The sequence below is a fragment of the Conexibacter sp. W3-3-2 genome (assembly GCF_009707605.1).
In the GTDB taxonomy this organism is placed as follows: Bacteria; Actinomycetota; Thermoleophilia; order Solirubrobacterales; family Solirubrobacteraceae; genus Paraconexibacter; species Paraconexibacter algicola.
In genome coordinates this window covers 35,484-61,512 of record NZ_WLYW01000001.1, presented here as the reverse complement: position 1 = coordinate 61,512, position 26,029 = coordinate 35,484, and the positions used below count along the sequence as shown (strand labels likewise).

Sequence of the window (26,029 nt, the reverse complement as noted above, 5' to 3'; positions counted from 1 at the left end):
GGCGCCGGTCCTCGCTACTCGGCGGCGGCGGGCTGGACGCTGACGACGCGGCCCTTGCGGCCGACGTCGAAGGACACGGTGCCCGCGGCGCGCGCGTACAGCGTGTCGTCCTTGCCCATGCCGACGCCCTCGCCGGCCTTGAAGCGGCTGCCGCGCTGGCGCACGATGATCTCGCCACCGGTGACGGTCTCACCGGCGAACACCTTCACGCCGAGGCGCTTGGCGTTGGAGTCGCGGCCGTTCTTGGAGGACCCGAGGCCCTTCTTGTGTGCCATCTCGTAACGCTCCTACTTGGCCTTGATGCCGGTGATCTCGATGCGGGTCAGGTCCTGCCGGTGGCCGTTCTTGTTCTTGTAGCCGCGCTTGGGCTTGAACTTGAACACCACGAGCTTCGGACCGCGGACGTGCTCGACGACCTTCGCCGAGACGGACGCCTTCTCGAGGCCGGCCTTGTCGAACACCGACTCGTCACCGCTGATCAGGAGCGGCTGGAGGGCGACGGTGTCCCCGGGCTCACCGGCGAGCTTCTCCACGAGCAGGGTCTGGCCCTCTTCCACGCGGTACTGCTTGCCACCGGTCTTCACGACTGCGTACATAAGAAAATTCACTCCGACGAGGACGTGTCCGCCGCCTTGGCAGCGGAACGGCGCCGTCCGCCTCTGCGGCCACGGCGCCTACGCTTCGATGGTACGGCATCGCCGTCCGGGCTGCCTTCCGCCCCCGGCTCGACCGCCGGGAGGTCGCTCTCGTCGACGAGGACCGCGGTCGCGGCGGTGCGCCCGGCGTCCTCGATGCGCACGAGGCGCTTCTCCCCCACCAGCCGGCCGGCGCGGCGGATCGAGACGATGTAGCCGTCGATCTTCGCGACCGCGGCGTCGGCGTCGTACATGTGCGGCTCGACGATCTGGACGAGGACCTCCTCGCCCGGGCGGAACGGGACCGCCTTCTCCTCGACGTCGGCCTGCGACCCCTCCATCGTGATCTGGAAGTGGTCGAGCGGCAGGCCCTCGGAGCCCTCGAAGTGGAAGAGCTTGCCGGTCTCGGCCTCCAGCGCGCGCAGCACGCGGCCGCCGTCCCCGGTGAACTCGGCGGTGACCTTCGGGTTGATCTGCACGAGGTAGGCCTCGGTGGAGCGCGGGGCGCGCGAGGCGATCTCGCGCAGCTGGCGCTCGATGTCGATCGCGATCGTCTCCTCGGACCGCACGACGCCGTCGCCGTGGCAGGTCGGGCACTCGCGGGAGATGATCTCGCGCACGCCCTCGGTGACGTTCTGGCGGGTCATCTCGACGAGGCCGAGCTTCGAGATCTCGGCGGTGAACGTCTTCGTGCGGTCCTCGCTGAGCGCCTTGCGCAGCTGCTTCAGCACGGCGTCGCGGTTGCGCGCGCGGGCCATGTCGATGAAGTCGATGACGATGATGCCGCCGATGTCGCGCAGCCGCAGCTGGTTGACGACGGCCTCGGCGGCCTCGAGGTTCGTCTTCGTGATGACGTCCTCCAGGCGGGCCTGCTTGCCGCGACCGACGTAGGAGCCGGTGTTCACGTCGATGACGGTGAGCGCCTCGGCGTAGTCGATCATCAGGTAGCCGCCCGACGGCAGGTCGACCCGCTTGGAGAACAGGCCGTCGATGACCTTGTCGACGCCGTAGCGCTCCATCAGCGGCTGGCTGTCCTGGTAGAGCTCGACGCGGTCGACGAGCTCGGGCGCGGTGCGGGTGAAGAACGACACGAGCCGCTGGTGCTGCTTCTCGTCGTCGACGACCGCGCGCTCGAAGTGGTCGCTGAAGATGTCGCGCACGACGCGCACCGAGAGGTCGGCCTCCTGGAAGACGAGGCCGGGCGCGGGGGTCGTCTCGACGCGGTCCTGGAGGACCTCGTGGAGCTTGTAGAGGTACTCGACCTCGCGCTCGAAGTCCGCCCGCCTGGCGCCGTGCGCGGCGGTGCGCACGATCGCGCCGCCGCCCTTGAGGTCCAGGCCCTTGACCTCCTTGCGCAGGCGGTCGCGCTCCTTGTCCTCCAGGCGCTTGGAGACGCCGACGCCCTCGCCGGTCGGCGTGTAGACCATGTAGCGACCGGCGACGGTGAGCTCCATCGAGAGCCGGGCGCCCTTGGTCTTCAGCGGGTCCTTGACGACCTGGCAGACGATCTCCTGCCCGGGCTTGATCAGGTCGGTGATCTTCTTGCCGGAGCCGTCCCCGCGCCCGCGGCGGACGGTCTCCACCCCGGGGATGACGATCTCGTCGACGTGCAGGAAGCCGTTCTTGTCCAGGCCGATGTCGACGAACGCGGCCTCCAGACCGGGCAGGACGTTGTCGACCTTGCCCTTGTAGATGTTGCCGACGATCGAGCGGTTGCCGCAGCGCTCGAAGTACAGCTCGGCGACGCGGTAGCCGGGCGCCGGGTCGGGACGGCCGCCACGGGCGCCGCGGCCGCGCCGCTTGGGGGCGCCGGGCGCCGCCTCCGACGAGGTGACGGACTCCATCAGCGCGACCCGGGTCTCCCCGCGGTCGACGCTGACGAGCACTTGCTTCTTCACGATGGTTCCTCTGGATCTAGAAGCCGAGGACGCGGCCCTTCATCGCTGCCGATGCGCGCGCCTGCGCGTAGATCGACTGAAGGAGGCCGACGGCCAGGAAGGTGGAAAGGACGGAGGATCCCCCGTAGGTCATGAGGGGCAGGGGGATCCCGGTGATCGGCATGATCCCCACGTTCATGCCGACGTTGACGAACACCTGCGTGAGGAGCATCGCGACGATGCCGCCGGCGATCAGCGCTCCGAGCAGGTTCTTCGCCATGGTGAGGATGCGTATCGCGCGCCAGACCAGCAGCGCGTAGAGCGACAGGACGAATCCGGCTCCGACGAAGCCCCAGCGCTCGCCGACCGTCGCGAAGACGAAGTCGGTGTGGTCCTCGGGGAGGAACCGCAGCGTGGACTGGGTGGAGCGATCGCCGCGTCCGGTCTTCTCCCCGGAGCCGATGGCGATCTTGGACTGGCCCTGCTGGTAGCCCGCGTCGCCGGGGCTCGCGGAGGGTTGCAGGAACGAGGTGAGGCGGTCCTTCTGGTACCCCTCGAGGACGGTCACGCCCATCGCCGGTGCGGCGACGAGCACGACCACCACGCCGGTGACCCCGAGCGCGATGATCGCCGAGAGGTGCCGGCCGGGGGTCCCGGCCAGGAACAGCATGGTGAGGCCGATCGCGATGTAGACCAGGCCGGAGCCGAGGTCCTGCGCGATCACGAGACCCGCGGGGATCAGCGTGAGGAGCATGATCCGCGCCGTGGTGTCCCGGTCCTGCAGACGCCGGGCGCGGTCCACGACGAAGCCCGCGAGGGCGACGACGAGGAGGATCTTGCCCAGCTCCGAGGACTGGAAGCTGAAGAACGGCAGCTGGATCGCGAGGCGGGAGCCGCGCGTCACGGAGCCGAACGCGAAGACGAGCAGGATGATCCCGATGAGCAGCGCGTAGAGCCCGATCTTCAGCTCGCGCAGGCGGGAGTAGTCGACGAACGCGGCGACGAGCGCGAGCACGCCGCCGACGGCGAAGTAGAGCGCCTGCCGCTTGACGTAGGTGTTGGGGTCGACGAGCCCGTCGCCCTCGCTGGCGGCGCCGATCGCCATCAGCGACCAGACGCACAGGCCGATGACGGCGAGCAGCAGGATCGGGTCGAACGGCAGCGACAGCCCCGCGGGACGCGAGCGCGCCGCGGGCTGGGAGCCCTCGGAGGGCCGGCTGACGGTCGGCGCGATGCTCACAGCGTCGTCGACTCCCCGACGCGGAACTTGCCGACCCGCCCGAAGTAGAACTGCTCCATGATCTGGCGGACCACGGGCGCGGCGGCCGCGGCGCCGTAGCCGCCCTTCTCGACGGTCGCGACGACGACGATCGGCCGCTTGGGGTCGGGCACGTAGGCGGCGTACCAGGACTGCTCGAACTCGCCCTGCGCGTTCTTGATCACCGCGGTGCCGGTCTTGCCGTGGACCGGGAAGCGGGCGTGCGGCCAGCCCTGGAAGACGTCGACCGACGTGCCCTCCGGGCCGCTGGCGGCGAGGCGCAGGCCCTCGCGCACGGCGGCGAGGGCGCCCTGGTCGATGTCGTAGCGCTTGGTCGACGGCTTGGACAGCGTCTGCAGCTCGCGGCCCTGGTCGTCCTCGACGCGCGCGGCGAGCTGCGGCCGCACGATCTTGCCGCCGTTCTCGATCGCCGCGTAGGCGACGGCCATCTGCAGCGGGGTGGCGCCGACGTCGCCCTGGCCGATCGCCAGGTTGAGGTTGTCGCCGAAGGTCCACGGCCGCATGTCGGAGATCCCGCAGGAGGGGACCTTGCGCCGCTTGCGGCAGTCGGCCTCCTCCTCGCCGACGCGCTTGCGCCAGGCCCGGTCGGGGACGCGGCCCTCGGCCTCGCCGAAGATGTCGATCCCGGTCCGGTGGTCGAGCCCCAGGCGCCGGGCCCACTTCTGCAGCGGCTCGGCGGTGCTGTCGAGCCGCTGGCCGAGCAGGTAGTAGTAGATGTTCGAGGACACCTCGAGCGAGCGCGCCATGTTCACGGCGCCGTGCACCGCCTTGTTGGCGTTGCAGCGCTCCTCCTTGTTGGCGCCGACCTCGATGCAGCCATTGTCGTTGATGACCTCGCCGGGCGTGATCTTCCCCGCCTCGACGCCGGCGATCGCGGTGATCGGCTTGAAGATCGAGCCGGTCGGATACAGCGCCTGGGTGGCGCGGTTGAACAGCGGCTTGTCGCCGTCCTCGCTGAACAGCTCGTCGTAGCGCTGGTCGCTGATCGGCCGGGCGAGCTCCGCCGGGTCGTAGGAGGGCAGCGAGCCCATCGCGAAGAGGTGGCCGTTGCGCGGGTCCATCGCGACGAACGCCCCGGCGCGCGAGCCCTTGCCGGCGGCGCTGTCGATGCCGCGCTGCAGCGCGGCCTCGGCGGCCTTCTGGAGCTTGATGTCGAGCGTCAGCCGCACGGTGCGGCCGACCTGCGGGGCGCGCGAGGTCGCCTGCCCGCGGTTCTCGCCCTGGGCGTTGACGACGATCCGCTCCTGGCCGTCGCGGCCGCGCAGGAACTCGTCGTAGGCGTACTCGAGGCCGGACTGGCCGATCACGGTGCCCTGCGCGACGCCGCGGTAGCGCTCCTTGTCCTCGAGCTGGCCCGGGCTGATCTCCCCGGTCGTGCCGATGAGCTGCGCGGCGAGCGAGCGGTCGGGGTAGTCGCGCAGGTAGCGCTCCCCCACGTCCACGCCGTCGAACTGGTCGATGCGCTCCTGGATGAACGCGCTCTGCGCCTGCGTGACGTCGGCCTTCAGCGTCACGCGGGCGTAGGGCACCTGGGCGATCGAGCGGACGGTGCGGCGCTGCAGCTCGCGGACCGAGATCCCGATGATCGGGCTGAGGCGCTCGAACAGGCGCCGCATCTGCGCGGTCTGCACGGCCGGGATCGGGACGCCGAAGCGGCCGCGCTGCCCCTTGGGGCGCTGCAGCCGGGCGGTGACGCGCTGCCCCCACTCCAGGGCGGCGGTCTTCTCCTCCTCGGGGATCTTCTCCGGGTCGAGCTGGATCAGGGTCGCGACGCGGTTGCCGACGAGCGTGCGGCCCTCGCGGTCGACGATCGTGCCGCGCGGCGCCTGCACGCGCTCGACGCGCACGCGGTTGCTCTGCGCCTGCGCGAGGTAGCGATCGCCGTCGAGGACCTGCAGGTACCAGAGGCGGAAGAAGACGATCCCGAACAGGATGAAGGCGAGACCGCCGACGACCGCCACGCGCAGCGCGAGCTGCGGGGTGATCGGGGGCGTCGGTCGTTCATGGGTTCCATCATGCGCGAGAGAGCGGCGACAGACCGCCGGTCGTGTACGCCCGCCGGCGGCGCCGGCGGGGGTCGTCGGGCAGGGCGGGCAGCAACCAGCGTCGCACGAACGCGTGGACGGGGACCGCCACGATGACGTTCACGACGACGGTGAGGAGCACCTGGCCGAGCAGCAGGAAGCTCACGGGCGCGTCGACGCCCAGCAGGAACTGCAGCAGCGCGTAGCCGCCGACGCCGATCGCGGTGGCGGCTCCGCCGACGGCCATCGGGATCGCCGCGCCCTGCGGGTCGCGCATCTCGCGCAGCCGCCCGGCGAGGTACCCGACGGTCAGCAGCAGCAGCGAGTTGACGCCGAGCGTCTGGAACAGGGCCATGTCGACGAACAGGCCGGCGAAGAAGCCGAGCGCGGCGCCGTTGAGCGAGCCGCAGAGCAGCCCGACCGAGGCGACGGTCAGCGGCACGATGTCGGCGTTGACGCCGACGATCTGGATCTGCGTGACCGCGGAGACCTGGAGGATCACCGCGACGACGCCGAGGAGGGTGAGCCGGATGGCGAGCTGGGGGCTGACGCCGATCACGACGGAGGCCGGTTCCCGTCCGCCGCCTCGGTGAGCACCTGCACGAAGTCGATCCGCCCGACGTCGACGTAGGGGCGCAGGTGCACCTCCTGGGTGTCGGAGCCGGGCTCGTCGACGCGGGTGACGCGCCCGATCTGGATGCCGGGCGGGTAGAGCGACTGCAGGTCGTCGTCCTGGGTGCGGGTGCCCGCGGTCATGATCATGTCGCCGCGGTCGACGCGGTCGGAGGCGCGGGTGCCCTTCATGATCAGCTCGCGCGGGTTGCCGACGGCGGTCTGCACGACGCCGGTCTGGCCCTTCGCGGTGATCGCGGAGACGCGCACGCGCGGGTCGGTGATGAGGCGCACGACGGCGTAGCCGCGGCCGACGACCGCGACCTTGCCGACGAGCCCGGCGCTCGTGACGACCGGCTGGTCGACGCGGATCCCGGCGCTCGAGCCCTTGTCGATGTTGATCGTGGCGGTCAGCACGAGGCCCGAGCGCGTGTTCACGCGGGCGGTGACCGGCCGGTAGCGCGCGAGGTCGGCCTCCTGGTCGAGCTTCAGCAGCCCGCGCAGCGTGCGGTTCTCGATGATCGCGGTCTTGCCCTGCGCGACCTGCGCGAGCAGCTCGTCGCGCTCCTTGCGCAGCTCCTCGTTCTCGCCCTTGGCGTCGGCGGTGTCGCCGACCCAGCCGAAGAGGTCGCGGAACGGCTTCAGCGCGCGGCTCGCGCCCTCCTGGATCGGGGACACGACCTCGACGACGCCCCGCTGGATCGAGGTCAGCGGTCCGCCGCTCTCGCCGAAGGAGGCGGTGAGGAGGATCAGCGAGCTGACGACGAGCAGCCCGAGGACCGCGCGTCGTCGGCGAACCGTCTTGGCGTCGTACACGGGAAGAAGTACTCCAAAGCGTGAGGGGAATTGCGCCGGTCGGCGTGCTGGCGGTGCACGGTCAGACCCTCCGGCGGCGGTTGCGCGAGGTCTTGCTCGTGCGGTGGATCACCTCGAACTCCTCGAGGGAGCGGCCCGAGCCGACGGCGACGCAGGTGAGCGGCGACTCGGCGAGGTGGGCGGGCATCTGCGTCTCCTCGCGCAGGCGCTCGTCGAGCCCCTGCAGCAGGGAGCCGCCGCCCGCGAGCATGATGCCCCGGTCCATGATGTCCGAGGCGAGCTCGGGCGGCGTGCGGTCCAGCGTCTCCTTGACCGCGTCGAGGATCTGGGCGAGCGGCTCCTCGAGCGCCTGCCGGATCTCCTCGCTGGTGAGAACGACGGTCTTCGGCAGTCCGGAGACCATGTCGCGGCCCCGGATCTCGGCCTGGACCTCCTCGTCCATCGGGTAGGCCGAGCCGATCTCGAGCTTGACCTCCTCGGCGGTCTGCTGACCGATGAGGAGCTTGTACTCGCGCTTGGCGTAGTTGATGATCGCCTCGTCGAGCTCGTCGCCGCCGATGCGGATCGACTGGCTGACGACGATGCCGCCGAGCGAGATCACCGCGACCTCGCTGGTGCCGCCGCCGATGTCGACGACCATCGAGCCGGTCGGCTCGCCCACGGGCAGTCCGGCCCCGATCGCGGCGGCCATCGGCTCCTCGATGAGGTACGCCTGGCGAGCGCCGGCGGACAGGCAGGCCTCCTCGACCGCGCGCTTCTCGACGCCGGTGACGCCGGAGGGCACGCAGACGACGACGCGCGGGTGCGCCCAGCGGTTCTGGTGGACCTTCTGGATGAAGTGGCGGAGCATCTCCTCCGTCACGTCGAAGTCGGCGATGACGCCGTCCTTCAGCGGCCGGATGGCCTGGATCGTCCCGGGGGTGCGGCCGAGCATGCGCTTGGCCTCGATCCCGACGGCGTGCACCTCCCCCGTGCGCGAGTCGATCGCGACGACGCTCGGCTCGGAGAGCACGATGCCGCGCCCGCGCACGTAGACGAGGGTGTTGGCCGTGCCGAGGTCGACGGCCATGTCGCGGCCACCGAACCCGGTGAGATAGCTGAAGATGCCCATGAGTGGTCGGGTGGACGGCGGCGCCCGAGGTGCTCGCTCCGCGCGGAGATGCGCTGCGCGGAGCCGGGACAGATGGCCGCGTCCGTGGTCGAGTGTAGCGGCTCCCCCGGCCGGACCGCTGCCCCGCAACGAGGATTTCGCGCACCTGGACCTCAGGTCGAGGTCGAGGCCCTGTCCCCGTCGGGTCCGGGAGTTTCGTGGGTCCGGATCGACTCCGGAAAGATCCCTCGACCCGGGGTCGAGGGTCAGTGCAGGAGGCCGGGACGGCGGTCCAGGAGCAGGCTGACGGGCAGGCCGACGACGTTCTGGTAGTCGCCCTCGATGCTGCGCACGAGCGCGCCGCCGGCCTCCTGGATGGCGTAGCCGCCGGCGCGTCCGCGCCACTCGCCGAGCGCCAGGTACCAGTCGATCGTCGCCGGGTCCAGGCGGCGGAACGTGACCCGGGTGACCGCCGTCGCCGCCTCCACGACGTCGCCCTGCACCAGGGCGAGCCCGCTGACGACGTCGTGCGTGGCCCCCGAGAGCGCGCGCAGGGTCGCCCGCGCGTGCTCCTCGTCGGCGGGCTTGCCGTAGATGACGCCGTCGAGGGCGACGAGCGTGTCGACGCCCAGGACCAGCGCGTCCGCCTCCGGCGGCGCGAGCGCCGCCGCGACGGTCCGCGCCTTCAGCAGCGCGTTCTCGCGGGCGACGGCGTGCGGCTCCCCCGCGGCCAGCTCCTCGACGTCCGCGGGCCGGACGTCGAAGGCGACGCCCAGCCGGGACAGGATCGTGCGGCGCTGCGGGCTGCCGGAGGCGAGGACGAGCACGAACGGCGGCGGGGCCGCGGTCCTACAGCTCCGGGAACCAGATGCCGATCTCGCGCTCCGCGGACTCGGGCGAGTCGGAGCCGTGCACCATGTTCTCGCCGACGAGGGTGGCGAAGTCGCCGCGGATCGAGCCGGTCGCGGCCTCCAGCGGGTTGGTCGCGCCGATCAGCTGACGCGACGCCTTGATCGCGTCGTTGCCGCTGAGGATCGCGGCCACCAGCGGCCCGGAGGTGATGAAGTCGACGAGCTCGCCGAAGAACGGGCGCTCGGCGTGCTCGGCATAGTGCGTCTCCGCGGTCTCCCGCGGCGTGTGCACGAGCTTCAGCGCCTCGATCGTGAGGCCCTTGCGCTCGAAGCGCGCGAGGATCTCGCCGGTGAGGTTGCGCGCGAAGGCGTCGGGCTTGACGAGGATGAGGGTCTTCTCGGCCATAGTGGCCCGACCCTACTGCGGTCCGGCCGCCTGCTGCTCCGTGGGCTCGTTCAGCGACTGCCGGCGGCGACGGCGCGTCGGGGTCTTCCCCGGGATCTCCGTCTCGCAGTAGGGGCAGATCTTCCACTCGGGGTCCAGCGGCTTGCTGCAGGTCGTGCACGCGTCCTTGAGCTTGCGCAGGCACGACGGGCAGCGCAGGAACTCCTTCTCGACCTCATAGTCGCAGTGCGGGCAGAGGAAGTAGTTCAGCTGGTGCAGCCGCGCCTCGGCCGCCTGCATCTCGAGCTCGCGCTCGCGCACGTCGTCGAGGTACTCCGGCGGCCGGACGATCATGTAGACGATCGTGCCGACGAACGGGAACAGCGACGCGGCGGTCGCGCAGCCGATGACCATCGGGTCGGCGATCCGCCGGCGCGCGTCGGAGTAGGTGTAGTAGACGAGCGCGAGCCAGGTGACGAAGAGGAAGAGGATCGTCAGGTTGGCCGCGGTGTTCAGCGGACCGGGATCGATCCCGAAGACGGCGAGCTGGGTGTGCATGACTGGTGAAAGCCTATCCGGGGCGCTTACAGGAACTGCCGGCCGAAGCCGTAGCCGATCCCGAAGAACACCAGGATGACCAGGGCGACGAGCACCGCGACGGCGGCGATCATCGCCAGGACGGAGGGGCCTTCACGGTTCACGACCCCGGGAGCGTACCCGCTGGGGCGGGCGGTGAGCGGCGCCGACTCAGCGCAGCGTCGCGGGGGTGCTGCCCGCCCCGGTGGTCCCGACGACGTCGCGCAGCTCGTGTCCGACGACGATCGGGGTGCGCCGCCCGCGGGCCAGCAGCCGCCGTCCCTGCGCGCCGACCGGCACGCGCACGGTGACCGTCCCGGCCCGGTAGAGCGGCGCGACGGTCTGCCCCAACACGCGGCCCGCGCGGTCACGGACGCGCAGGAGCAGCAGGCCCGGCGCCGTGGTCCGGACGCGAACGCGGACGCGACGCGCGCTCGCGCCCGCGGTCGCGCGCTGCGCGGGCACGCGCACGCGCACCGCGGTCGGTCGCGGCGGGCTGCCGAACGCCGGGTCGGGCTGCAGTGCCGGGGTCAGGCCGGCGACCGCGAACCAGGCTCGGCTCGCCCCGCGGCCGCGGGTGACGAAGCGGATGACGCGGGTGCCCCCGACCGCCAGGACGCCGCCGTCGGGGCGGCGCACGAGCGTGGAGGCGACGAAGCCGTCCTGGGCGACGCCCCCGAGCAGCAGCCGGCCCGAGCGGCCCGGGCTCGCGTAGCCCCCGCCGAACCCCAGCGGCGGGGCGGCCACGGGATCGACGGTCCCGTCGCGGCCGACCCGGCGCACGGTGAGACCCGGGTCGGTCGCCAGGCGCGGCTCGAGCGGCGCCGGACGGGCGACGAGCGTCGTGCCGGCCGCCCCCGCGAGCATCCGCGGGCGCGGGGCGAGCGCGCCGCCGCCGGGGATCGGCACGGTGCCCGTGCCGCCGAACGCCGGGTCGGGCCGGCCGTCGGGCGTCAGGCGCGTGAGCGTCGCCGCCCCGAGGACGTCGACGCTGCCGTCGTCGCGGACGAGCAGGCTGCCGTCCGGGCCGTCGTCGAGGCGCCGCGCGCTGCCGTCGGCGAACCCGGGATCGGGCAGCCCGGCGGCGGTGAGCGCGCGGACGAGCAGCCGTCCGTCGGTCCCGCGGGCCAGGACGACGATCCGCCCCGTGGCGGTCGCGGCCACGGCGACGACGCCGGCCTCCCCGCCCCCCGCGGCCTCGGCGACCGCGGCGCGCCCGGTCGCGCCGAAGCCCGGGTCCGGTCGGCCGTCGGGGTCGAGCCGCACGACCGCGCCGACGCCGCCCGCGACCCCGCCGACGACGGTCGAGCCGTCGGGCAGCAGGGTGGCGGCACCGCAGCCGCCGCAGTCGACGCGCAGCCCCGGGGCGGCGACGCCGTCCGTCCCGAACGCGGGGTCGGGACGGCCGTCGGCGGTCAGGCCGAGCAGGCGCAGCGACCCCGCGGCCGGGTCGATCGCGAGGGCCAGGAGCCGGCCGTCCTCGCGGCGCAGCAGCTGCCCGACGAGCGGGCCGCCGGGCACCGCGAGGCGCCGGACCCCGCCCGGCCCGAAGGTCGGGTCGGGCGCGCCCGCCAGGCCGATTCGGGCGAGCAGCAGCCCGCGGCCGGGGTCCGTGCCCGCGAGGACGGCGCCACCGTCGGGGAGCGCGACCGCGGCGGTCGCGCCACCGGTCTCGGCGTTCGGGCCGGCCGCGACTGCGGTGCCGGTCAGGACCGTGCGCCCGGGCGCGGTCAGCGCGGACAGCGCGGACGTGTCGTCGGCCGCGTACGCCCCGGCCGGGGATCCGGCGAGGAGCGCGAGCAGCGACAGGAGCGCCGGCCGGGCGGCGGACGGTGCGCGGAGCGGACGGGACATCGCTCCCGTAGAACGCGCGCGGGGACGCCGTGTTGTGGGGTTGCCCGGCCGGGACGCGCGGCGGCGGTCCGCCACGGCGGCGGTCAGAACCGCGAGCGGTTGGCGATCGCGCCGGGGGCGTGCAGCTCGCGCACGAGCGAGGTCGTGCCCGTCACGAGCACCGCGCCGTCCGGCCCCGCGGCCGCACGCGCGAGCGCCAGGGCCTGCGACGGCGTCGCCGCCTCGTGGGCCGTCGCGCCGTGGGCGCGCGCGGCCCGCGCGACCGCGGCCGCGGGGAGCGCGCGCGGGCTGTCCGTGGTCGTGGCCACGAACGAGTCGCAGCGCTCCGCCAGGAGCGCGAGGATGCCCGAAGGGTCCTTGTCGTCGAGGAAGGCGACGACCGCGACCGTCGGCCGTCCCTGCGCGACGCCGTCGAACGCGGCCAGCAGGGCGCGCGCCGCCTGCACGTTGTGCGCGGCGTCGACCACCACGAGCGGCTGCCGGCCGACGACCTCGAGCCGCCCGCGGATCGGCAGCCGGTCCTCCCCCGCCCCGACGAGCGCGGCGTCGGTGACGGACCGGTCGGCGTGCGGGACGCGCGCGAGGACGGCGCGCGTCGCCGCGAGCGCCACCCCGAGGTTCTGCCGCTGGAACGGGCCGACGACCGCCGGGTCGCGGACCGCGGACTCCGGGACGGCCTCGGCCCGCACCACGGTGGCGTCGCGCTCGGCGGCGATGCCGGTGGCGAGCGCCAGCACGGTCGGCGTCAGGCCCGGGGCGAGCACGAGCGTGCCGCCCGGCTCGACCACCGCGAGCTTCTCCAGCGCGATCTCCTCGACCGTGTCCCCGAGCCAGCGCTGGTGGTCCAGGCCGACGCTCGTGAGGACCTGGACGTCGGAGCGGACGGCGTTGGTGGCGTCCAGGCGCCCGCCGAGCCCCGCCTCGAGCACCTGGACGTCGGCGCCGTCGCGGGCGAACGCCAGCAGCGCGATCGCGGTCAGCGCCTCGAACTGGCCCGCCCCGTCGGGCAGCGTCGCGACCGCCGCCCGGATCTCGCCCGCCAGGCCCCCGAACGCGGCGTCCGTCAGCGGCGCGCCGCCGACGTGGATGCGGTCCGCGAACGACTCCACGTGCGGGCTGACGTACGCGCCCGCGCGCAGGCCGGCGCGCTGCAGCATCGCCGTGCACAGCAGCGTCGTCGACGTCTTCCCGTTGGTCCCGACGAGATGGACGGTGGGCCGGTCGGGCAGCGCCAGCGCCGCGAGCAGCGCGGACATCCGGTCCAGGCCGGGCCGGATGCCGAAGTTCTCGAGCGCCAGCAGCCAGCGCTCGGCGTCGGCCGCGGCGGCCGACGCGCTCATGCCCCGCCGAGGTCCGCGAGCTCGGCCTGCAGGCGCGCGAGCTTCTCGCGCTCGGCCGCGACGACCGCCTCGGGCGCCTTGGCGACGAAGCCCGCGTTGCCGAGCTTGCCCTCCGCGCGCGCGATCTCCTGCCGCAGCTCGGCGATCCGCGCGTCGCGCTTGGCCGCCTCCTTGGCGGGGTCGACGTCGTCGGAGGCGAGGATCTCCACGAGCCCGCCCGGCACCGGGACGGCGGCCGCGGCCTCGCCCTCCTCGGTCCACTCCAGGCGCGCGAGCCGGGCGATCAGCGCCGGCGCCCCGTCGGGCAGGTCGGCCCGCAGCCGCGCCGGCAGGAACGCGCCCGGCTTGATCTGCGCGCCGTCGCGCCAGCCACGGACCGCCTGGACCGCCCCGATGACCGCGGCGATCGCGGCGTCGGCGTCGGGGTCCCGGCGGGCGAGGTCGGCGGCCGGCGCCTCGGCGGCGGCGAGCAGGCCGTCGGCGCCCGGCACGTGCGCCCACAGGTCCTCGGTGACGAACGGGATGAACGGGTGCGCGGTCGCGAGCGTCGTGCGCAGCACGTGCGCGAGCAGCGCCGAGAGGTCGGCGTCGACCTCGCGGGCCTTGATCAGCTCGAGGTACCAGTCGCACAGCTCGCCGTAGACGAAGTCGTAGAGCCCGAGCGCCGCCTTCGAGAAGTCGAACGCGCGCAGGTGCTCGTCGGTCTGCTCCTGGAACGCGGTGAGCCGCGAGAGGATCCAGCGGTCCTCGAGCGTCACCGGTGCGGGCGGGTGCTCAGCCGGGGCCTCGCCGACCTTGGAGAGCACGAACCGCGTCGCGTTGAAGAGCTTGTTCGCGAGCTGCTGCCCCTGCTGGACGCGCTCCTCGCTGAAGCGCACGTCCTGCACCGAGGACATCGCCAGCAGGCCGAAGCGCACGGCGTCCGCCCCGTAGGCGGGGAACTCGCCCGGGTCCTCCCCCGGCTTCTTCGCGAAGACCGGCGGGCGCGGGCCGCCCTCGATCAGGTCGAGCGGGTTGATGCCGGTGCCCAGCGACTTGCTCATCCGGCGGCCGTCGGGCGCCTGGATGACCGAGTGGATGTACACGTCGCGGAACGGCACGTCGCCGGTGAACCGCAGGCCCATCATCACCATGCGGGCGACCCACAGGAAGAGGATGTCCCGCGCGGTCGAGAGCACGTCGGTCGGGTAGAACGCGGCGAGCTCGGGCGTCTCGTCGGGCCAGCCGAGCGTCGCGAACGGCCACAGCGCCGAGCTGAACCACGTGTCGAGGACGTCGGGGTCGCGCTCCCAGCCCTCCCCCTCGGGCGCCTCGAGCCCGGCGTGGACCTCGTCGCCGCGGTACCAGACCGGGATCTGGTGGCCCCACCACAGCTGCCGGCTGATGCACCAGGGACGGATGTTCTCGAGCCACTCGACGTAGCGGCGGGCCTGCGTCTCGGGGTGGATGCGCACCGTGCCGTCGCGCACGACCTCGATCGCCGGCGCGGCGAGCTCGTCCATGCGCATGAACCACTGGAGGCTGATCAGCGGCTCGATCCGCTCGCCCGAGCGGTGGCTGAAGGGCACGGTGTGCGTGTAGGGCTCCTCGGCCCGGACGAGGCCCTGCGCGCGCAGGTCGGCGACCATCGCCTCGCGCGCCTCGAGCGCCTTCAGGCCCGCGTAGGGGCCGCCGAGCTCGGCGACGATCCGGCCGTCCTCGCCGATCGCGGTGAGCTCCTGCAGGCCGTGGCGGCGGCCGATCTCGAAGTCGTTGGGGTCGTGCCCGGGCGTGATCTTCAGGCAGCCGGTGCCGAAGTCGGTCTTGACGTAGTCGTCGGCGATGATCGTCAGCTCGCGGTCGGTGAGCGGAAGCCGCACCGTCCGCCCCACGAGGTGCGCGAACCGCTCGTCCTGCGGGTTCACCGCGACCGCGGTGTCGGCGAGCATCGTCTCCGGCCGCACCGTCGCCACGACGACCTCGCCGCTGCCGTCCGTCAGCGGGTAGGCGATCGAGTAGAGCGTGTCGGTGACCTCGCGGTCCTCGACCTCGAGGTCGGAGATCGCCGAGCCGGAGCCCGGGTCCCAGTTGACCATGTAGAGGTCGCGGTAGATCAGGCCCTGCTCGTAGAGGTCGACGAAGACCTTCAGGACGGCGCGCACGTACTGGTCGTCGAGCGTGAAGCGCTCGTCGTCGTAGTCGCACGAGGAGCCGAGCCGCTCGAACTGGCCGACGATCGTGCCGCCGTACTGCTCGCGCCACTCCCAGACGCGGCGCGTGAACTCCTCGCGGCCGACCTCCTCGCGGCTCGTGCCCTCGCGCACGAGCAGCTTCTCGACCTGGGTCTGGGTGGCGATGCCCGCGTGGTCGGTGCCGAGGATCCACTTCGCCAGGCGCCCGTGCATCCGCTGCCAGCGCACGAGCGTGTCCTGGATCGCCCCGTTGAGGGCGTGGCCCATGTGCAGCGCGCCGGTGACGTTCGGCGGCGGGATCGCGATCGAGTAGTTCGACGCGGACGTGCCCTGCGGATCGGGGTGGTGCAGGCCGGCGGCCAGCCACGCCTGCGTGATGCGGGGCTCGACCTCCGAGGGCTCGAAGCGCTTGCGGTCCTGAAGGGCGGTCATCGGGGGCGGAGTCTACGTTCCGCCCGCGCCCCGCCGCGCGCTCAGCGCCGCTTGCCGCGCCGCGCCTTCAGCGCGAACGGGACGAGCTCGCGGGCCAGGGAGCCGACCTCGAGGCGCCCGAGCAGCAGCCGCAGCTCCTCGCGCTCGCGCGGCGTCAGGTTGGCGGGCAGGCCCTTGGACTTCTTCAGGAGCTGCGCGATCCGCTCCCGGTCCCCGACCGGGAGGGTCTTCCAGTGCTTGTTGGCCGTCAGCCCGGCCTGCGCGAGCAGGAGCCAGGGGGACGGTGCGGACACGGCTGAGTTTCGACGCCACTGCCCGTGAATCGTAGAAGGTCGCTCCGGTAGGATCGCCGTGATGACGACCGCGCACCGCTGGGGCGTCGCGCTCCTCGCCGTGGCCGGCGGTCTGCAGGTGGTCTACGGTCTCGCCGCCGTGTCGGGCTACGGTCCGTTGCGGGAGAGCGTCCGCGACATCGAGTCGAACCCCAACTACGGCAAGCTCTACTTCAGCCTCGCGGTCTGGGGCGTGCTGCTGCTGCTCGTCGGCTCGGCGTGCGTGTGGTCGGCCCGCAAGCTGCAGCACGACGCCCGTCACGCCCGGATGGGCGGGCTCTGCGCGGCGCTCGTCGGGCTCGGGCTCGCGTTCTTCACGCTGGCGATCTTCCACGTCGCGTCGCTGGTGTCCGTCGTGCTGCTGCTGATGACCCTGTACGTCCTCTCCTACCGGGTCGAGGACCCGCCGGACACGCGCGGGCCGTTCGGCTAGGAGGGTCCTAGCGCGGCACGACGCCGCGGAGCACGACGGTGCCGGGGCGACGCGGGAACGCCGCGGCCGACGTGCTCCCGTCGCCGAGCCGCTCGACCTCGCGCTGCAGCCGCGACAGCCGCCCGGCGTCGGCGGCGAGCAGCTCGATCGCGCGGCTGCGACCGAGGACCGGCGCGAGCGCCGGCGGCAGGTCGTAGCGGCGGGCGAACCGGCCCTGCCCGCCGGCGTCCTCGACCCCGACCGGGAGCGGGAAGCCGCGCCCCTCCCCCGTGTCCGCCCACAGCAGGAAGACGCGCCCGCGCGGCGCGGCCGGGAGGTCGTCGAGCTCGAGGTCGAGGTAGGGCTCGAACCGCACGGTCGAGCCGATCGTGGCGCGCCCCGCGTCGGTGGTCGCCCCGGGCGCGCGGAGCGCGATCAGCACGGGCGCCGGGGTCGCGGCCGGGTCCGGTCCCGCTGCCCGCTCGGCGTCGTCACCGCCCGCCAGGCGACCGGTGGCCGCGAGGACGACGAGCACCGCGGCGACGACCGCCCCGCCGACGAGCGCCCAGGTCCAGGTCCGGCTGCCCGGCCGGGGCGCCGGCGCACGGCCGCCGTCGGCGTCGACGCCGGGCTCGGGGAGGTCGGGCGCGACGTAGCCGGGCCAGCCGACCTGGAGGGTCTGCGCGATCCGCGCGGCGCGCTCCCGCGCGACGGGGTCGGCGGCGAGCGCCGCGCGGGCCCGCCGCTGGGCGTCGGGCGTGGCGTGGCCGAGCAGCAGCGCGGCGACGTCCTCCCCCGGGTCGGCGTCCCCGATCGCCGCGAGCGCCCCGTGCGCCCGGGCGCGGACGTCCGCGACCGGCACCCGGGTGAGCTGCGCGATCCGGTCGAGGTCCAGGCCCCGCCCGAGGAGCAGGTCGAGGACCGCGCGCTGCTCGCCGCTCAGCGCCACCGCGCGATCCCGCCCGCGGGCGCTACCGGCACGGCGCCTTCGGGGTGCTCCGGGGCGGCACCGTGCACGGCACGATCCGCGGGTAGTCGCCCGTGAACGGCTTGGGGTCGAGCGCGTCGTCGGGTCCCGGGTACGGGTTGCTCGCGCCGGTCTCCGGCCCGTCCGCCGTCTCGTTGAGGTCGATGCCGAAGCCGACCCGCGCGTAGCGACCGCCCGCGTCCCGGTTCTTCAGGGCGCCGGCGAGCAGCGCGTAGCCCGTCGCGATCGACTTCGACCGCGGCGTCAGGTACTCGAGCGCGGGGACGAGGTTCCGCGCACCGGGCACGCCCGCCTGGACCACGGGGAGCAGGTCCTTCAGCAGCGGCTCGAGGCGCCGCAGCGTCGGCTGCGCCTCGGCGTTCAGCGGCTTCAGGCCGCGGAGGATCGCGTTGAGGTCGTCGACGACGTCCCCGAGCGGGACGCGGGCCTTCGGATCCAGCGCCCGAGCGAGCGCCGGGGCGGCGTCGCTGAGCTTGAGGAACACCGGGCGCGCCTCGGTGAACAGCGGCTGCAGCCGCGTCAGGGAGGTGCGTCCGCTGTCCAGCAGCCGGGGCAGCTCGTCCAGGCCGCGCTCCAGCGAGGCGGTGTTCGAGCCGAGCGCCTCGAGCGTGCTGCGCCCGCCGGTGACGATCCGGCGGATCGACTGCTCCCGGTCCCCGAGCGTCGTCAGCACCGTGTTGGCGCTGCGCACGAGCTCCGCGATCTGCGGCTCCTGGCCGCGGACGGTCTTCGTCAGCGTGTGCAGCTCGTTCACCGTCCGCGAGACCCCGGCGAGCGTGCCGTTCAGCCGCTCCCCGTTGCCGGGCGCGTTGGTGGCCTGCGCGACGGTGGTGATGAGCGAGCGGACGCGGCGGCGGCCCTCCTCGTCCAGGAAGGCGAGCGCCTCGTCGAAGTCGACGCTCGTCTCGGTCCGCTCCACGATCTCCCCGGAGCGCAGCTCGCGCGCCCCGGCGCTGCCGCGCGAGTCGACCGCGAGGTACGGGTCGCCCAGGAGGCTCCGCGCCCCGATCCGGATGACCGCGTCCTGCTTGAGGCGGAAGTCGGGGTCCAGCGTGAACGTCACCACCGACTCGCGGCGGCCGCGGTCGTAGTCGACGCGCGTCACGGTGCCGACGTTGATGCCCCGGAACAGGACGGGCTGCTTGGTCGGCAGCGTCTTGTTGTCGGTGAAGCGCGCCTTCAGCTCGTAGGGGTTGCGCAGGAACGCGGTCGGGTCGGGGCCCTGGAACCGCTGGTTGAGGAAGATGAAGGTCAGCAGCGCCCCGAACGCGAGCAGGATCGAGATGACGACGCCAACCTTGGGGATGCGATGGTCCACGTCAGCCTCCCGTGCCCGTCCGCGGCTTCAGCTGCGCGGTCCGCGGCAGCCCCGGGAGCTGGAAGCGCAGCCCGCACGCCGAGCGGCTGCCGTCGCGGCAGCTGTACTCGAGCATCTTCGCGAGCATCACCCCGAGCCGGGTGCTCGACCCGACCCGCTGGCGTGCCTGCGCCGCGGTCAGGCCCAGGCCCCCGGCGGGCAGCTCGAGCTTCACGATCTTCACGTTCGCGGCCGGGCCCGCGTTGCGGACGGTGGAGACGGCGCCGCTGAGGTTCACCGCGGTCTGCACGATCCCGTTGCGGTAGTCGAACAGCAGCTGCGACAGGCGACCGAGCTCCTGCAGGGCCGGGATCTGGTCGCGACGCACCCGCGCCTCCTGCCCGCGCAGGCCCTCGGCGAGCTGGCCGACCGGGGTCGCGCCGACGTCGATGACGCGCTTGCCGGAGGCGAGGAAGCGGTCGAGCTCGGGCGTGAGCGTCCGGAGCTTGTCGGCCGTCGGGGCCAGCTTGCCGGTGACGGGGTTGAGCGCGTCGAGCGCCGGGACCAGCGAGCCGGCGAGCCGCCGGGTGGAGGCGAGCGTCGCCTGCGTCTGGCGGAGCGTCGGCGCGAGCTCGCGCGTGGTCTGCTCGAGCTCGGGGGCGCGCCGCTGCGTGACCGCGAGCGTGCGGCTGCCGAGGTCGACGGCGGCGGCGAGCTGACGGCCGCGATCCCCGGTCGTGCGCGTGAGCTTCTCGAGGTTGACGGTCAGCGACGAGAGCAGCCGGCGGCGCTCGGCGAGCGCCTGCGCAAGCGGCGTCACGCCGTCGGTGAGGCGGCCGAGCTTCGTGAAGATCCGGCGGATCTCCTTCTCGCGGCCGCCGAGCGCGTCGGCCGCCTGGTTCAGCACGACCTGGACCTGCGCCTGGGTGCCGGGGTCGAGGATGCCGGTGAGGTCGTCGATCGCCACGAAGCCGCCGGTGCGCGACGCGGGGATCACCTGGTCGTCGGGCAGCGCGCCGGTCCGCGGGTCGCCCGGGGAGATGTTCACGATCAGCGTCTGCAGGATGCTCGTCGGACGGACGAACGCGCTGGCGTTGCGGAAGATCTTGCCCTTGAGCTGCGGCTCGAGCCGCAGCCGCAGCCGCGCCTGGCCGTTCTCGACGGTCGCCTTGACGACCTTGCCGACCGCCACCCCGGCGACGCCGACCGCCGGCTCCTTGCTCGGGAGCAGGCCGCGCGCGTCGGGCATGACCATCTCGACGTAGTAGGGCTCGTCGGTGAACGGCAGCTGCACGTTCTTCTTCACCAGCGTGTAGCCGACGAACACGCAGGCCGCGGCGACGAGCATGAGGAACATCGTCCGCGTGAGCGGGATCCGCCCGGCCTTCAGCTGCGGGTCGATGAACGACCACGCGCCGCGGGCGAGGCGCACCGGCAGGAATCCGCGCGACCGGCTCATCGGCAGCCTCCCGCCGCGCGGACGACGGCGACCGCCTCGGGCGAGACCCGCCGGACCTGCTCGCAGGCGGCGGCGCCACGGGTCGCCGCCCCGCCGCCCAGGAGGTCGAGCAGGCCGGTGGTGACCGCGTCGTCGCCGCCGTTGACGTTGACGCGCAGCCGGTGCCCGGGCGCCGACGGGTTCTGGGCCGGGGTCTGGAAGCTCGACACCGCGCCGTCGAGCGCGGTGAACGCGCCCGCGACGAGCTGGAACGCCCCCGAGGACGCCCCGAGCGACGTGCGGGCGTTGAGCGCCTCGAGGGTCGGCGGGAACGTCTTCAGCGCCGGCTGCAGCGCGTCGAGCATCTCGGTCAGGCCCCCCTTGGCGGCGGCCAGGCGGCTCGCGACGAGGCGCGCGTCGCGCACGACGGGCGTGCCGTCCTCCAGGATCGGCGCCGAGCGGGTGAGGATCGGCGTCGTGGCCTTCAGGGCGCGCGCGACGGCGCGCGGGGCGGTGGCGCCCAGGCGCGAGCTGAACGTCGCGAGCCGGCGGACCGCGAGGTCGAGCGCGGGAGCGTCGCCGTTCAGCCGCTCGAGCGTCGCCGGGAGCTCGGCGAGCGCCGCGTCCAGCGGCGCGCCGCCGTCGACCGACAGAGCGGCCATCGTCGCGTTGACCCGGCGGGTCAGCGGGATCAGCTGGTCGCGCTCGGACGCGAGCGCGTCGGCGGTGCGGGCCAGGCCGCGGATCGAGCCGACCAGCTCGCGGCGCTGCGGGCCCTGCGCGGCGCGCATGGCGGGCGCGAGCGCCCGGGCCATCGCCGGAGCGTTCTTCAGCGTCGTCTGCAGGCCGGTGATCGCCTCTCCCCGGAGGGTCTCGCCACCGACGCGGGCGAGCCGTCGCAGATCGGTGCGGATCTCGGGCCGCAGGACGCGCAGCGCCTTGTCGAGCGTCACGTAGTTCGTGGTCTGCCGGACCGGGATCTCGCCGCCGTCGCGCAGCAGCGGGGCGCTCGGGCTGCCCGGGGCGAGGTCGATGAAGTTGGAGCCCTCGAACAGGGTGTGCGGCCGCATGTCGGCGCGGGCGTCGGTGTGGACCGGGTAGTCCTCGCTGAGCTTCAGCTCGACGCGGACGTCGTCGCCGACGCGCTCGACCTTGCCCACCTCGCCGAGCTTGACCCCCGGCGATGCGGACGTCGCGGTCGATGGCGCCCAGTCCGTGGACGGTGTCGAACACCGCCCAGTAGCGGTAGGTGTCCTTGACCGGGTTGGGCTTCGTCACGCCGAGCACGATCGTGAGGCTGATCACCACGAGCAGGGCGACGCCCGCGAGCCGCTGCACCCCGAGGCTCATCGTCCGCACCCCGTCGCGGTCTGGGCGTCGTTCTGGGCCTCGCCGGGGGCGGGCAGCGGGTTGCGGCACGGGTGCGCGGTGAGCACCGGCACGAGCCGCAGCGCCGGGGCGCCGGGCTTGCTGCCGGAGTTCGGCCGCGTGCTGGTGGCCTCCTGCAGCCAGAGGCCGGCCTGCCGGATCTCCGGGAGGTACGGGTCGATCGTGGCGAGCAGCTGGTCGAGCGAGCGGTTCAGCGGGCCGACCGCGGTCTGGATGCCGAAGAGGTCACGGACGACCGGCCGGGCGGCGATGAGGACCTTCTCGGTGATGCCGTCGGCCGCACCGACCGCGCCGCCGCTGCCGCCGACCCCGCCGCCGCCCGCGCCCCCGGCCCCGCCGCCCAGCAGCGCGGCGAAGCCGTCCCGCAGCTGGTCGCCGCGACCGGCGAGCTCGGTGAGCCCCGGGAGCTGGGCGTTGAGGTTGCGGACCGCGGGGGTGAACGCGGTGGCGCCGCGGGAGATCGCGTCGAAGGCACGGGTCGCGCTCGGGGTGGTGCGCAGGACCGCGTCCTCGAACGGCCGCAGGAGCTCGATGGTGCGGCCGAGCGACGCGCTGCGCCGCGCGGTCGCGCCGAAGGTGCGGCTGCCGCCCGCGATCAGGCCGGCGAGGTCGTCGCCGCCGTCGCCCTTCAGACCGCGGGCGGTGTTCGCCGCGCCGAGCACGAGCCCGCCGAGCGCCCCGTCGGTGCTCGTGGCGGCGCGCAGCTGGTCGCCGAGGTAGCTCGCGGTGGCGGGCAGGTCGCGCAGGGCGCCGTTGAGCTCGACGCCGCGACCGGCCACGCCGAAGCCGGTGTTCACCAGCGTCTTGGAGAGGTTCTCCCGGGCGGTCCGGTCGAACAGCTGGACGACCTCGAGCAGGTCGGTCCCGGAGGTCGCCTCGGCGCGCAGCGTGTCGCCGTCCTTCAGCGTCTGCTTCGAGGTGCCCGGGGTCAGCGCCAGGTAGGTGACGTAGACGATCGACTTGACGCGCACGAACGCGGTGGTGTCGACCGGCAGCGGCTTGTACTTGCCCTTGCTGATGCTGATCTCCACGAGCGTGCGGTCGTTCGCGGGGTCGGGCTCGACCTTCTGGATCAGACCGGCGAGGGAGCCGCCGACGCGCACCGCCTGCCCCTTGCGCAGGGAGGGGGCGTCGCTGGGGACCTTGACGGTGATCCGGTACTTCGGCAGGAACGGCGGGCCGGTGGTGGCCTTGAACGCGGTGTAGCCGAGGAAGGCGACGACGGCGAGGACCGCGAGTCCCAGCGGCGTGCGGTAGCGGTCGATCCGCTCGCTGGCGCGCGAGACCAGGGCGCTCATGCCTCCGCCGAGCGTGCGGCGCGGGGTGCGGGTCGGGCCGGCCATCAGCGCAGGAGGTAGTCCAGGAGGGAGGTGATCGTGTCGCCGCCGGGGGCGTCGCCGCGACCGCCGGCCGGGGCGCCCTGCCGGCCGCCGAGCACGCCGAGCGCCTCCTTCACGGGAGCGAGGAGGTCGGGGCCCGTGGAGCCGGTGCCCGAGCCGCCGGAACCGGCGGCGGGGCGTCCGCCGTCGCCGGTCGCGGGCCGCGTCAGCGACGGCAGCTTCACCGTCGGCAGCTTCGGGAGCTTCGGCAGCGGGGTCGTCTGCTGCTCGGCGCGCTGGGCGCGCTCGGCGCGCTGGAGCAGGCCGGCGAGGCAGCCGGGGCCGTTGGTGCCGCCGAACGCCTCGCAGTTCAGGAGCGCGGTCACGCGCAGGAACTTGCGGTCGGTCCAGTCGGCGGGGAACCCGGGCTGGTTGCCCGGCTCGGTGGTCGCGGCGCCGAGGCCGAAGCCGTAGCCGGGCCGGCTCTCGGGACCGCCGTCCTTCTCGTCCCCGAAGAACGCGCGGATGGTCTCGTCGCCGCCGAGGATGCCCTTGAGCAGGTTCGACACCGCGGGTGCGAGGTCGAAGGCCCCGGTGACGACCCGCTGCGGGTCGGCGGCGATCGTCGGCGCCCCGGAGACGAGGAGCTTGCGGGTCAGCTCGAGCGTCGGGCCGCTCTGGCGCAGCGCGAAGCGCAGGTCGTCGAGGAAGCCGGGGGCGCGGTCGAGCAGCCGGCCGAGCCCGGGAGCGCCGGCGCGCAGCTGGTCGGCCAGCGGGCGGGTCTCGTCGGCGGTGCGCCGCAGGCTCGCGAGCATCGTGCGCAGCTGCCGCTGGGTCTCGGGGAGCGCCTGCAGGCCGCGGTCCAGCGCCCCGGTGCGGGCGGCGGTCGTGTCGAGCGTGCGCGCGAGCCCGTCGATCAGCGTGCCGAGCTCGCGGCTGCGGGAGGCGCCCTGGCGGCTGACGTCCTCCATGTCGGTGATGAGCCGCTTGAGCGCCGCGTTCTGCCCGTTGACCTCGGCGAGCGCCTTGTTGGCGGCGTCGAGGGTCGGCACGAGCCGCAGGGCCGCCCGGTTGACGTCCGCGCCGCGGCCCTCGAGCGCCTGCGAGAGGCTCTCGATGATGAGCTTGACGCCGGCCTCCTCGGGCGGGCCGAACGCGTTGATGAGGTCGTCCAGGCGCGGCGCGGCGAGCGTGTTGGTGCACGGCGCGCCGGGCTCGGGCGCGTCGCAGGTGACGGTCGGTTCGCCGTCCTTTTTCCGCAGCGGCTCGGGCGCGGTGCCCGGGTCGAAGCTGATGTAGCTGTCGCCGGTGCTGTCGAACTGGCGGATCGTCGCGGTCGCGTCGGCCCGGGGTGCGGGCAGGTCCTTGTCGAGCAGCAGCGTCACGCGGGCGAGGCCCTCGTCGTTGACGGTCGTCTTGCCGACGGAGCCGGCGGGCGCCCCGTTGCTGCGGACCGCCATGCCCTCGAGGATCGGGAAGGCGTCGCGGAACTCGGCGACGACCTGCCGGGAGTCCGACGGCGGCCGGGAGGTGATGACGAGCACGCCGATCACGCCGACCAGCAGGCCGCCCATGATCACCGCCATCGCGCGGGCGAGGACGTCGGGCATCAGCGGCCCCGCTCCACGCCGACGTTCGTGGACGCCGCGTCGGCCCACGGCTGGCAGGCCAGGGTGCCGGGCAGCCGCGTGTACGGCTTCTCCAGCGAGCCGGGACCGCAGTCGCCGGGCCCGAGCCGCTTGCCGGTGCTGCCGGGCGGCGTCGGGAACAGGCCGACGCCGAGGGTCAGCACGTGTCCGTTGGCGTCGTAGGTCCCCAGCGTCGAGCCGAGGTTCTGGAAGAACCCGACGGTCTCGGGGATGTACGCGCGCAGCGCGTTGCCCAGCGGCAGGATCTCGTCGATCAGCGGGGCGAGCGGCGGCGCGACGCGCGAGGCGCTGCGGATGATCGGCCGGAAGTCGCGGAGGTTGCCGGGAGCCTGGCGCACGAGCCGGCGGGTCTCCACGAGGAACGGGCCGGCCGCCTCCAGCGCGGGCGGGAGCGCCTTCGCGAACGGCTCGATCTCCTCGGCGACGGGCTCGAGTCCCTGCACGAGCGTGCGCAGGCGCGGCGTGGCGGTGGCGAGCGAGGCGAGCGCGGTGCGGCCGCGCGCGAGCGACGGGCCGAGCAGCTGCGTGCTGCGCCGCAGCTCGGCCTGGCGGCCGGCGGTTACCGACAGCAGCGTCGCGGTGCGGTCGGCGGCCGCCCCGAGGTCGGCGGGGCTGGCGGCCAGGGCGGACGTCACGCGGCTGCCCTCGCGCACGAGCGTGCGGACGGCCTGCCCGTCGCTGTTGACCTGCGCGAGCAGGTTCGCGGTCTCGTTGAGCGCCGGGGCGCTGCGCCGCAACGTGCGGTCGATGTCGCGCCCGCGGCCCTTCAGCGAGCGGTCGAGGCCGACGAGGAACGCCTTGATGTTCGCGCGGGTCGGCGCGTCGAGCGTCTCCGCGGCGTCGTCGAAGTTCACCGGCTGGTCGGTCTGCGGGCCGCGCAGGACCGTGCCCGCGCGCAGGCGGGGCTTCGTCGGGTCGCCGATCGTGAGCTCGATCGTGCGGTTGACCGCGCCGGCGTTGGAGAACAGCTGGATGTCGGCGGTGGCGCCCTCGCGCAGCACGTAGTCGTCGTCGATCTCCATCGTCACGACGGGCCGGTCGCCGACGAGCTCGACGCGCTTGACCGTGCCGACCGGGACCGCCGCCGCGCGCACCGCGCCACCGGGGATGAGGCCGCGGACGTCGTCGAACTGCGCCTTGACCTCGTAGCTGCCGCGGGTGCCGCCGAGGATCGACGCGACGGCGATCGCGGCGAGCGCGAGCGCGAGGATGGCGATGATCCGGCTGGAGTGCTGCCGGAGGCGTTCGATGACGATCCGCACG

The 26,029-nt window shown here is 73.9% G+C and carries 22 protein-coding genes and 1 pseudogene; 1 reads left to right on the top strand and 22 read right to left on the bottom strand.

Translation table 11 applies throughout. From position 1 onward, the window contains the following. Window positions 1-14: 14 nt before the first annotated feature. The 15 genes from rpmA to GKE82_RS00255 all read right to left on the bottom strand — a co-directional run bounded on the left by rpmA (window position 15) and on the right by GKE82_RS00255 (window position 16,235). Window positions 15-275, bottom strand: coding sequence for a 50S ribosomal protein L27 (rpmA, locus tag GKE82_RS00325; RefSeq protein WP_107569994.1), 261 nt, complete (start codon window positions 273-275; stop codon window positions 15-17). Window positions 276-287: 12 nt separating this feature from the next. After that, window positions 288-596 carry a 50S ribosomal protein L21 gene (gene rplU / locus GKE82_RS00320; RefSeq protein ID WP_107569995.1) on the bottom strand — a complete coding sequence of 103 codons (309 nt, stop codon included), beginning with the start codon at window positions 594-596 and terminating at the stop codon, window positions 288-290. Between the two features lie 8 nt (window positions 597-604). Continuing rightward, a complete protein-coding gene (locus tag GKE82_RS00315) occupies window positions 605-2,533 on the bottom strand; it encodes an Rne/Rng family ribonuclease (RefSeq protein ID WP_309233285.1) in 1,929 nt (642 codons plus the stop codon). A 16-nt stretch (window positions 2,534-2,549) separates the two neighbouring features. Then, window positions 2,550-3,752 carry an FtsW/RodA/SpoVE family cell cycle protein gene (locus tag GKE82_RS00310; protein WP_233243890.1) on the bottom strand — a complete coding sequence of 401 codons (1,203 nt, stop codon included), beginning with the start codon at window positions 3,750-3,752 and terminating at the stop codon, window positions 2,550-2,552. After that, window positions 3,749-5,752: a penicillin-binding transpeptidase domain-containing protein gene (locus GKE82_RS00305; RefSeq protein WP_154731975.1), complete on the bottom strand. Its 2,004-nt coding sequence runs from the start codon at window positions 5,750-5,752 to the stop codon at window positions 3,749-3,751. The genes GKE82_RS00310 and GKE82_RS00305 overlap by 4 nt, the downstream gene beginning before the upstream one ends. A gap of 52 nt (window positions 5,753-5,804) precedes the next feature. Then, the gene (gene mreD / locus GKE82_RS00300) at window positions 5,805-6,374 is read right to left on the bottom strand and encodes a rod shape-determining protein MreD (RefSeq protein WP_107569998.1); all 570 of its coding nucleotides are present in this window, start codon (window positions 6,372-6,374) and stop codon (window positions 5,805-5,807) included. Beyond that, window positions 6,371-7,243: a rod shape-determining protein MreC gene (mreC, locus tag GKE82_RS30465; protein ID WP_107569999.1), complete on the bottom strand. Its 873-nt coding sequence runs from the start codon at window positions 7,241-7,243 to the stop codon at window positions 6,371-6,373. The genes mreD and mreC overlap by 4 nt, the downstream gene beginning before the upstream one ends. Before the next feature lie 61 nt (window positions 7,244-7,304). After that, on the bottom strand, window positions 7,305-8,354 hold the full coding sequence (locus GKE82_RS00290; RefSeq protein WP_107570000.1) for a rod shape-determining protein: 1,050 nt from the start codon (window positions 8,352-8,354) through the stop codon (window positions 7,305-7,307). Window positions 8,355-8,599: 245 nt separating this feature from the next. Continuing rightward, window positions 8,600-9,160, bottom strand: coding sequence for a Maf family protein (locus tag GKE82_RS00285; protein ID WP_309233284.1), 561 nt, complete (start codon window positions 9,158-9,160; stop codon window positions 8,600-8,602). Window positions 9,161-9,182: 22 nt separating this feature from the next. Beyond that, the gene (gene ndk, locus GKE82_RS00280) at window positions 9,183-9,590 is read right to left on the bottom strand and encodes a nucleoside-diphosphate kinase (RefSeq protein ID WP_107570002.1); all 408 of its coding nucleotides are present in this window, start codon (window positions 9,588-9,590) and stop codon (window positions 9,183-9,185) included. A gap of 12 nt (window positions 9,591-9,602) precedes the next feature. Next, window positions 9,603-10,127: a zinc ribbon domain-containing protein gene (locus GKE82_RS00275; RefSeq protein WP_107570003.1), complete on the bottom strand. Its 525-nt coding sequence runs from the start codon at window positions 10,125-10,127 to the stop codon at window positions 9,603-9,605. Between the two features lie 189 nt (window positions 10,128-10,316). Further along, entirely contained in the window at window positions 10,317-11,999 is a 1,683-nt protein-coding gene (locus tag GKE82_RS00270) for a hypothetical protein (RefSeq protein WP_154731974.1), read from the bottom strand. A gap of 83 nt (window positions 12,000-12,082) precedes the next feature. Beyond that, a complete protein-coding gene (locus tag GKE82_RS00265; RefSeq protein ID WP_154731973.1) occupies window positions 12,083-13,339 on the bottom strand; it encodes a folylpolyglutamate synthase/dihydrofolate synthase family protein in 1,257 nt (418 codons plus the stop codon). Further along, entirely contained in the window at window positions 13,336-15,942 is a 2,607-nt protein-coding gene (locus tag GKE82_RS00260; protein WP_154731972.1) for a valine--tRNA ligase, read from the bottom strand. The genes GKE82_RS00265 and GKE82_RS00260 overlap by 4 nt, the downstream gene beginning before the upstream one ends. Before the next feature lie 41 nt (window positions 15,943-15,983). Next, a complete protein-coding gene (locus GKE82_RS00255) occupies window positions 15,984-16,235 on the bottom strand; it encodes a hypothetical protein (RefSeq protein WP_154731971.1) in 252 nt (83 codons plus the stop codon). A gap of 61 nt (window positions 16,236-16,296) precedes the next feature. On the opposite strand from GKE82_RS00255, the gene GKE82_RS00250 reads away from it, so the two are divergent. Beyond that, entirely contained in the window at window positions 16,297-16,707 is a 411-nt protein-coding gene (locus GKE82_RS00250; protein ID WP_107570008.1) for a hypothetical protein, read from the top strand. A 7-nt stretch (window positions 16,708-16,714) separates the two neighbouring features. Here the strand turns inward: GKE82_RS00250 and GKE82_RS00245 are convergent, their stop codons facing one another. The 7 genes and pseudogenes from GKE82_RS00245 to GKE82_RS00215 form a co-directional block, all read right to left on the bottom strand. Further along, a complete protein-coding gene (locus tag GKE82_RS00245; protein ID WP_154731970.1) occupies window positions 16,715-17,635 on the bottom strand; it encodes a hypothetical protein in 921 nt (306 codons plus the stop codon). A 22-nt stretch (window positions 17,636-17,657) separates the two neighbouring features. After that, entirely contained in the window at window positions 17,658-18,992 is a 1,335-nt protein-coding gene (locus tag GKE82_RS00240) for an MlaD family protein (protein ID WP_107570010.1), read from the bottom strand. Window position 18,993: 1 nt separating this feature from the next. After that, a complete protein-coding gene (locus tag GKE82_RS00235; RefSeq protein WP_154731969.1) occupies window positions 18,994-20,430 on the bottom strand; it encodes an MlaD family protein in 1,437 nt (478 codons plus the stop codon). Then, a pseudogene (locus GKE82_RS00230) lies at window positions 20,427-21,575 on the bottom strand (hypothetical protein); the annotation flags it as partial. The gene GKE82_RS00235 and the pseudogene GKE82_RS00230, both read right to left, overlap by 4 nt. A gap of 180 nt (window positions 21,576-21,755) precedes the next feature. Continuing rightward, a complete protein-coding gene (locus tag GKE82_RS00225) occupies window positions 21,756-23,141 on the bottom strand; it encodes an MlaD family protein (protein WP_154731967.1) in 1,386 nt (461 codons plus the stop codon). Beyond that, entirely contained in the window at window positions 23,141-24,727 is a 1,587-nt protein-coding gene (locus tag GKE82_RS00220; RefSeq protein WP_154731966.1) for an MlaD family protein, read from the bottom strand. Before GKE82_RS00220 ends, GKE82_RS00225 begins: the two co-directional genes overlap by 1 nt. Then, window positions 24,727-26,028 (bottom strand): MlaD family protein, encoded by a 1,302-nt coding sequence (locus GKE82_RS00215; protein WP_154731965.1) that lies wholly within the window; start codon window positions 26,026-26,028, stop codon window positions 24,727-24,729. The genes GKE82_RS00220 and GKE82_RS00215 overlap by 1 nt, the downstream gene beginning before the upstream one ends. Window position 26,029 lies beyond the last annotated feature (1 nt).